Here is a 6,613-nt window from a genome sequence, read left to right as displayed (position 1 = left end):
GGCTTCTCATCGTCACTCCAGCGCCGTCCTTGGCTTTCTATCATCATCAAAGTCCATGCAGATAAAACTACACGTACGATAGAGCAGCAAAGCTAGAATCGTCAGGTCGGGTTCGCCGGACGCTTACGATCCAACACTATCACTGGTATCTTCATGTAACGACGCAATTGGAAAAGCACATCTTCAAAGCTCTGATCTTCAACGTAGAGCTTATCTTGCCGCCATGCGGCTATATAGTCTTGGTTGACTATCCTTACATCTTGTTTGCCGTGCTCATTCAGGCTTGCCCATTCAGATGCTCGCAGATCTAGCTTTTCCCGCAAATTAGAGGCTTGTGCGACCTCAACGTGCCCATGCTTGACGCCGACAGAAACCATTGAGCGCCCCTTGTTGATGTTGAAGCGGGTACCTAGCACTGTTGTCGTGGTATCGCCGGTTGTAACAACAAAAGGTCTGTCCGCATCCGGTGCTACATCAAATAGCACTTCCCCTCTCATCAGGTTCACCTTTCGCTGGTCTGCGGCAAAATTCAATTCAACAGCTGAATAAGCAGAGAGGTAGATTTTCGAACCATCTTGAAGACGTATTTCCTTTGACTGGGCAACATCTGTTTTATGGTCTGCATATATCCAAATCATGAGATGTGGGATCAAAGAGATGCTTGAAAGTAAGAGGAAAATGCAAGCAAAACCGGCGGCAAGATATGGTCGTATTTTTGCAAAGAGGCTTTTATGCGCAACAGCGAGCTGAGCTATTTCACCCGTATTGACATTCGGCTCCAAACTCTCTTGCCCCAGTTGACCAAGTAAAGAAGATGTTTGAGTTACCCTCTTCCAAACATTCGAATGTTCAGGATGCTGATTTAGCCAACTTTCAAATTCCTGCCTAACCTGTGGGTCTTCCGGGTACTCTTCCAAAAGGATAAACCAATCGATTGCAGCATCTTCCGTTGTTGAACGCCTTTCAATCCTTCGATCTGAATGTTTCATTGGCTTAATCCTGAAATGATTTTGGTACTCGGAATGGCTATGAAGTTGTCCTTCCTAAGAAGAGACGATTGGATGACTGTCTTTTTCGAAAAGAAATCAAAAGACCTCTTAAAACCCTCGATTACAAATGTCAGGACTGCTGTTTCATAAAAGCCTAGGTCTTTAAAGTCGGACTGGTAGTTTATGCCGCTATCTCTTTGCATTAAGCACCTTCATGCAGTGCTTAATACCAGTATGCAAGTGCTCATGGGTTTGCGTCACAGAAAGGTTTAAACAGCTAGCAATTTCTCTTAGCTTAAGCCCCTCCAGACGGTGCAATTCAACGACTTTGCGTGTTATTTGTGGTAATTCGGCAAGCGCTTTTATGACCAGTTTAAGCTCCTGTTTGCCGGCTAACGCACTCTCCTGAGTTGGCTTTTGTTCCGAATAGGATATAATTGGAGTTTCATGATCAAATCTCTGAAGTTCCCGTTGTTGCTTGCGCAATTGATCGATGCAAAGATTGTGAACGATACGACGAAGGTAGCTGTCTGGTGCGTTGGGTGATTTGGAGCCAATCCGTAGGAAGGCATCCTGAACAATGTCCTCACTGAGCGCCCAGTCTTTGGTTATGGATGCAGCGTAGCGGACCAGCCCCTCGTAATTTTTTATATGTATTTTTACTTGTTGCGAGGATTTGGTCACGAAACGGAGCTGTTCACTAAAACGAGTATACGGGAAAATTGCAACCATCATATGATTTAATCTGAGTATGATAGTCAAGTTATATTACTGGTTGATTATCAGACAATTGCGAACGCTATTGATGTTCTTTAAGTGAAAGAGCGTGTGTGTAATGCCAATTTGAAGCTGGTTGCAGCAAACAGCAGCAGGTAACGAGGGTAAGAAACTATGATCGTTGTATTAAATGACGATTTGCGAAGCACGGCGCCAACTCAAAAACTCCGTTAAAAGTATAAGATAGGCCCTTCAAAACTGGAGTGAGGCATAGATACTGCTTCCAAACTCCACAGCATTAAATTGTGTAAAGTCATCCATATGTTGACCCGCACTTACGTAAATGCACTATATGAGGCGTTCTTGGTTCTTGTGAGATGACTCGCAAGCTAAGAGGGAAGCTGGTGAAAATCCGGCACTGCCCCCGCAACTGTAAGCAGCGAGCAGGCGTTCGCTCATACCACTGGAGATGTCTTCGGGAAGGTAGAAGGCCTGTGTTGGAGCTGTGTAGTCAGGAGACCTGCCAAGAGACTTTTAACAACCACAGGCGGAGGGCCTGAGCGGGTTGTGAGCAGACCTGCCTTATGCGTGGGTCCCTGTCTCTCATCCCCAGCCTCTTTTCCTATGCTACGGGGACTAAAGCATGAGCATTACCGTATACTCCAAGCCTGCCTGTGTGCAGTGCACCGCAACCACTCGTGCGCTGGACAGCGCTGGAATCTCCTACGACGTGATTGACCTTTCTCAGGACACAGATGCTTTTGCTGCTGTGCAAGAACTTGGGTACCGTCAGGTACCTGTTGTTGTCACAGGTGACCAACATTGGGCGGGTTTTCGCCCAGACAAGATAAGCGCGCTCGCCTGATACGTTGAGCGGGCTCGTCTATTTCTCAAGCCCATCTGGAAACACACATCGCTTTGTTGAATGCCTCGGCCACCCGGCTGAGCGCATACCGTATCGCACGTCTGAACCTATGTTGCAGATGGCGGATCCCTTTGTGCTCATCACACCAACATATGCGGATGGTGAGGGGCGAGGGGCGGTGCACAAGCAGGTGATCCGTTTCTTGAATGATGCGGCCAATCGAAATTTGCTGCGAGGCGTCATCGCCTCGGGCAATCGCAATTTTGGGGCGTTTTTCGCTCATGCAGGCACAACTATTTCCGCGAAATGCAGTTGCCCATGCCTTTACAAGTTTGAACTTGCAGGCACGGAAACAGACATCGCGCGGGTTCGTCAGGGGCTAGATTTATTTTGGAAGCAACAACATTAGAGCAATCGGTGAATAGTCCGCAGGGACTTGATTACCATGCACTGAACGCCATGCTGAACCTCTATGATGCAGAAGGCAAAATCCAGTTTGAGGCTGACCGTCAGTCTGCACGTCAATACTTTTTGGAACATGTGAACCAGAACACCGTTTTCTTTCACTCTTTGGAGGAAAAACTCTCCTACTTGGTGCGCGAGAATTACTATGAAGCGGAAGTTCTGGAGCAATACGACCCGGCGTTTGTGAAAGCCATTTTTGTGGCTACGTATGAGCGGAAGTTCCGTTTTCCGACTTTCCTTGGAGCGTTCAAATTCTACACCAGTTATGCGTTGAAGACGTTCGATGGCAAACGTTATTTGGAGCGCTACGAAGACCGTGTCGTTATGGTGGCGCTTGCGCTGGCAAGCAGTGATGAAAACCTTGCCATGCGGATGATAGATGAAATCATTTCCAGCCGCTTTCAGCCTGCAACGCCTACTTTTCTGAATGCAGGCAAAAAGCAGCGCGGTGAGCTGATTTCCTGCTTCCTGCTGCGTCTGGAAGACAACATGGAGTCGATTGGCCGTTCCATCAACTCCGCACTGCAACTGTCCAAGCGCGGTGGTGGTGTTGCCTTGCTGCTGACCAACTTGCGCGAGTCTGGCGCTCCGATTAAGGGCGTTGAAAACCAGTCCTCTGGTGTCGTACCTGTGATGAAGTTGTTGGAAGATAGTTTCAGCTATGCCAACCAGTTGGGTGCCCGTCAGGGGGCTGGAGCAGTCTATCTGAATGCGCACCACCCGGACATTCTGAACTTTCTCGATACCAAGCGCGAAAATGCTGACGAAAAGATCCGTATCAAAACCCTTTCCCTTGGTGTGGTTATTCCGGATATCACCTTCCAGCTCGCTAAGCAGAACGAGGAAATGTACCTGTTCTCGCCTCACGACGTGGAGAAGGTTTACGGCGTACCGTTCTCAGAAATCTCTGTGACGGATAAATACCGCGAGATGGTGGACAATCCGCAGATCCGCAAAAGGAAAATGCGGGCTCGTGATTTCTTCCAGTTGCTGGCAGAGATCCAGTTCGAAAGTGGCTATCCATACATTTTGTTTGAGGACACTGCAAACGCCGCTAATCCCGTGGCCGGGCGTATCAACATGTCCAATCTGTGTTCAGAAATCCTGCAGGTGAACGAGGCAAGCACGTTTAAAGACGATCTGTCCTACGCCCATCTTGGCTCAGATATCTCCTGCAACCTTGGCTCGCTCAATATTGCCAAGGCCATGGATGGCGGGGATTTGGGGGCAACGGTTGAGACGGCCATTCGCGCACTGACGGCGGTTTCTGAGATGAGCGCAATCGACTCTGTGCCCTCCGTGCGCCGTGGTAATGACGAGAGCCACGCCATTGGCCTTGGACAGATGAACCTGCACGGTTTTCTTGCGCGAGAGCTTGTTCACTATGGCAGCCCTGAGGCCATCGACTTCACCAATGTCTATTTCTGTTCGGTGCTTTATCACTGCATTCGTGCATCCAATGAATTGGCGCGAGAGCGCGGAGAGAGCTTTAAGGGGTTTGCGGAGAGCCAGTACGCCTCTGGTGTGTTCTTCGACAAGTATGTTGACAAAGACTGGATGCCGGAAACGGAACGTACAACAGCTCTTTTCGATAAGTTTGGTATCCACATCCCAACGCGCGCCGAATGGAAAACCTTGAAGGAGGCGGTGATGAAGGACGGCCTGTTCAACCGCAACCTTCAAGCTGTGCCGCCAACTGGGTCCATCAGCTACATCAACAACTCCACATCGTCGATACACCCGATTGTTTCCAAAATTGAGATTCGCAAAGAGGGCAAGATTGGGCGTGTCTACTACCCGGCACCGTTCATGACCAACGACAATCTGGAATACTACCGCGATGCCTACGAGATTGGCCCGGAAGCGCTGATTGACACCTATGCCGCAGCCACCCAGCACGTGGACCAGGGCTTGTCGCTCATACTGTTTTTCCCCGATACCGCGACCACCCGCGATATCAATAAGGCCCAGATTTACGCCTGGAAGAAGGGCATCAAAACAATCTACTACGTGCGCCTGCGCCAGATGGCGCTGGAAGGCACCGAAGTTCAAGGCTGTGTGGCCTGCTCTCTTTGAGGTTTGAGGAAATAAAATGACACTACACAGTGCTATTCAGCCAGTTGCTAAGGCCGTGAACTGGAACCGTCTGCAGGACGATAAAGATTTGGAGATCTGGAACAGGTTGACCTCCAACTTCTGGCTGCCGGAAAAAGTACCGCTTTCCAACGATGTGCAAAGCTGGGCCTCGCTCACACCAGAAGAGCAGCAGCTCACCATTCGCGTGTTCACTGGTCTGACTTTGCTGGATACCATCCAGAATACAGTAGGTGCGCCAACACTGATGGTAGATGCGATAACGCCTCATGAAGAGGCTGTACTCACCAACATCGCCTTCATGGAGGCGGTGCATGCCCGTTCTTACTCCTCCGTCTTCTCAACCCTATGCCGCACGGCTGAGGTGGATGATGCCTTTCGTTGGTCGGAAGAAAATGAGTTCTTGCAAGCTAAGTCGCGTTTGATCCTGGAGGAGTACAATGCAACCAGCAGCTCGCTGAAGAAGAAGGTTGCCAGTGTTTTTCTGGAGAGCTTCCTGTTTTATTCTGGCTTTTATCTGCCGATGCATTGGTCCAGCCGCGCAAAACTCACCAACACCGCGGACTTGATCCGCCTGATCATCCGCGATGAAGCCGTACATGGCTACTACATCGGCTACAAGTTCCAGCGCAGTCTGGAGCGTTTGCCGGAAACAGAACGTAAAGAGATCAAAGACTTCGCCTTTACGTTGTTGTTTGATCTATATGATTTGGAGATCAAGTATACGGAAGACCTCTATGATCCATTGGGTTTGACGGAAGATGTGAAACACTTCCTGCATTACAACGCTAACAAGGCCCTACAAAATCTGGGCTTCGAAGGCTTGTTCCCAGAAGCCATTTGCCAGGTTAACCCGGCAATCATGGCCTCGCTATCCCCAAATGCCGACGAAAACCACGACTTCTTCTCCGGCTCCGGTTCTTCCTACGTCATCGGCAAAGCCGTGGCGACCAAAGACGAAGACTGGGATTTTTAGATCACATATTCTTGGGCTGAGTTAGGGATGTCAAGAAACACCTGAAAGTATAAAAGAGCTGGCTCGGGAAATTTGGACAGGTTGTGAAAGTGGATTTAGCTCCTGAAACTGGCATGATGCCAAGAACAGGAGACCATCATGAGCAGACGTCCTCGCCGGAACCATAGCCCGGCTTTTAAAGCGAAAGTGGCACTTGCTGCTATTCGCGGAGAAAAAACCTTGAGTGAGTTAGCTCAGGACTTTGATGTGCACGCGAACCAGATCAAACAATGGAAAGAGCAGGCTCTTGCAGCCATGCCAGATGTGTTTGGTGCTGATAAGCAGGCAAAGCAAGAGCCAGAAGTTGACATCAAGCGACTGCACGCCAAGATCGGTGAATTTGTGGCGCGGCGCGAGTTTTTGCATTGATGGGCAAATTAGCATGCACAGCGGCTTTTCTTCTTTTTCCTTCAAAACGGAGCGTTAGAAGTGATCCCAAACACCACTTTCTAACGCCTCTATTTGTGC

At 49.3% G+C, this 6,613-nt stretch carries 6 protein-coding genes, 1 pseudogene and 1 riboswitch; of the genes and pseudogenes, 5 read left to right on the top strand and 2 right to left on the bottom strand.

Annotated elements, in window-relative coordinates; genetic code table 11:
* Positions 1–101: 101 nt before the first annotated feature.
* Together PsAD37_RS09410 and PsAD37_RS09400 are read right to left on the bottom strand one after the other, a co-directional pair.
* Complete coding sequence (locus PsAD37_RS09410) at positions 102–989, bottom strand: FecR domain-containing protein (RefSeq protein ID WP_063295931.1); 888 nt, start codon at positions 987–989, stop codon at positions 102–104.
* 189 nt (positions 990–1,178) lie between these two features.
* Complete coding sequence (locus PsAD37_RS09400) at positions 1,179–1,724, bottom strand: RNA polymerase sigma factor (protein ID WP_063295929.1); 546 nt, start codon at positions 1,722–1,724, stop codon at positions 1,179–1,181.
* Between the two features lie 329 nt (positions 1,725–2,053).
* A riboswitch (cobalamin riboswitch) is annotated at positions 2,054–2,249 on the top strand.
* A gap of 100 nt (positions 2,250–2,349) precedes the next feature.
* Here PsAD37_RS09400 and nrdH point away from each other — a divergent pair.
* The 5 genes and pseudogenes from nrdH to PsAD37_RS09375 all read left to right on the top strand — a co-directional run.
* Positions 2,350–2,571, top strand: coding sequence for a glutaredoxin-like protein NrdH (nrdH, locus tag PsAD37_RS09395; protein WP_063295928.1), 222 nt, complete (start codon positions 2,350–2,352; stop codon positions 2,569–2,571).
* 4 nt (positions 2,572–2,575) lie between these two features.
* Complete coding sequence (gene nrdI / locus PsAD37_RS09390) at positions 2,576–2,980, top strand: class Ib ribonucleoside-diphosphate reductase assembly flavoprotein NrdI (RefSeq protein WP_063295927.1); 405 nt, start codon at positions 2,576–2,578, stop codon at positions 2,978–2,980.
* Positions 2,962–5,112 carry a class 1b ribonucleoside-diphosphate reductase subunit alpha gene (gene nrdE / locus PsAD37_RS09385; RefSeq protein ID WP_084407711.1) on the top strand — a complete coding sequence of 717 codons (2,151 nt, stop codon included), beginning with the start codon at positions 2,962–2,964 and terminating at the stop codon, positions 5,110–5,112. The genes nrdI and nrdE overlap by 19 nt, the downstream gene beginning before the upstream one ends.
* 16 nt (positions 5,113–5,128) lie before the next feature.
* Positions 5,129–6,106 (top strand): class 1b ribonucleoside-diphosphate reductase subunit beta, encoded by a 978-nt coding sequence (gene nrdF, locus PsAD37_RS09380; RefSeq protein WP_063295926.1) that lies wholly within the window; start codon positions 5,129–5,131, stop codon positions 6,104–6,106.
* Positions 6,107–6,244: 138 nt separating this feature from the next.
* Positions 6,245–6,505: pseudogene (locus PsAD37_RS09375) on the top strand (transposase); the annotation flags it as partial.
* Positions 6,506–6,613 lie beyond the last annotated feature (108 nt).

The sequence above is a fragment of the Pseudovibrio sp. Ad37 genome, from assembly GCF_001623075.1.
Classification (GTDB): domain Bacteria; phylum Pseudomonadota; class Alphaproteobacteria; order Rhizobiales; family Stappiaceae; genus Pseudovibrio.
This window is presented reverse-complemented; position numbering and strand designations above follow the sequence as displayed.

Bases quoted from the DNA above. Each gene is read 5' to 3' on its own strand.
- nrdF (WP_063295926.1), top strand. From the start codon at position 5,129: ATGACACTACACAGTGCTATTCAGCCAGTTGCTAAGGCCGTGAACTGG.
- nrdH (WP_063295928.1), top strand. From the start codon at position 2,350: ATGAGCATTACCGTATACTCCAAGCCTGCCTGTGTGCAGTGCACCGCA.
- PsAD37_RS09410 (WP_063295931.1), bottom strand. From the start codon at position 989: ATGAAACATTCAGATCGAAGGATTGAAAGGCGTTCAACAACGGAAGAT.
- PsAD37_RS09400 (WP_063295929.1), bottom strand. From the start codon at position 1,724: ATGATGGTTGCAATTTTCCCGTATACTCGTTTTAGTGAACAGCTCCGT.